1 protein-coding gene and 1 pseudogene are annotated in these 1,278 nt (G+C 37.6%); both read right to left on the bottom strand.

Features of this window, described 5'->3' with window-relative positions:
• Window positions 1-994, bottom strand: a 994-nt coding sequence (locus F3G76_RS10375) for a Cj0814 family flagellar-dependent secreted protein (RefSeq protein WP_149706678.1), incomplete at its 3' end; no start/stop codon positions are given.
• A 16-nt stretch (window positions 995-1,010) separates the two neighbouring features.
• A pseudogene (locus tag F3G76_RS10370) lies at window positions 1,011-1,278 on the bottom strand (cell surface protein); the annotation flags it as partial.

Raw genomic sequence — 1,278 nt, 5'->3', positions numbered from 1 at the left:
GCTTTAGCATTTTTAGATTATGCTCCATCATCTTTTTAAATGAGAGTTCGTCTTCTTCGTCTGAATACTTACCGACAAACCCAGTCGTTAGATCTACATAGACAAGGTCCCTTTTATACTTAACATACTCTTGCATATATGCAGGCATACCAGCTAGATCAGAGTCGCTTGCTTTATTGAAATTTGCTCCAAATTTCATCTCACCCATAAGCTCAAATAGCTCAAATGCCCTACTAAATTCTTTACTATCTACGCTCTTATCAAAGCCTTGCTTCTTTCCAAAAACGGTGGTTTCACCTTCTTTGACGTCAAGGTTGCTATTTATAACGGCTGCTATAAGACCGCCTTTGGTTATAGAGCCATCTTTGTTTGTGTATCTTTCGCCGTGTGGATCGATAAAAACACCACTTCCCACACTCTCTTTGCCACCATTATTGTTGTTAAATATATCAGTTGTTGGCTTTAGTGGCTGCATGCCATCTCCGCCATCAAAGCTTGGGTTGAAAAAGAGCGTGCTTATCATCTGCTTGTTTGACTCTTTGTAGTTAAAGCTAGAAGCAGCTGCATCAAAGTCATAAATGGAGTTATGGATCTTAGTTACTTGCATACTTTGGCGGTTATAAGAAAAGCCTTGTGGGAAATTTCTTATCTCGTCAATGCTAAAGCTATCTTTTGAATTTAGCGTGTCTTCGCCAACGACTTGGCAGAGAATTTTGTAGGCATTGCCAGCAGTCTTTGCTATATCTATGCTTTTAAAGGTGCGACTAAAAAATGATGTCCCCTCTGCAACATTGACTAAAGACTCCAGCGTGCTTGAGTGAATTTTATATTCACTTGGGATGCCAGCTTGTTTATTAAACTCATCTGTAAAGTAGCCATCCTTATCTACCTTGTAGCCTAAAACCTCTGAGCTGGTTTGTTTGGTGGCAACTTTGGTTGATACCTTTATGTTCTGCTCTAAATTTAAGGGGTAGCTACCAAGTGCGTTTATCATCTAATATCCTTTAAATTTAAGCCATCTTATTTAAAATTTGCTTCTTATCTATCTTTTGCATAAGCTCCAAGACATCTACGCCTCTTTTTTCTTTGAAATTTAAAAGCTCTCTTGCATAGAGAAATTTCTGATCCTTGTTTATATCATAGGTCTCATACTTCTTTTTAACCTGCATAGGTTTAAATTTCTTCTCACTTTGCTCTTTGGCAAAATTTGCATTGTATTCTTGCTCTTCTTTGATTATTTGCTTTCTTTGTTCTTCGACATCTTTTGTTGCTTTCTCT

The organism is Campylobacter concisus, from assembly GCF_902460575.1.
GTDB classification, from domain to species: domain Bacteria; phylum Campylobacterota; class Campylobacteria; order Campylobacterales; family Campylobacteraceae; genus Campylobacter_A; species Campylobacter_A concisus_AW.
Note: the sequence above shows the minus strand (reverse complement) of the source record. Positions and strands in the feature narration are given on the sequence as shown.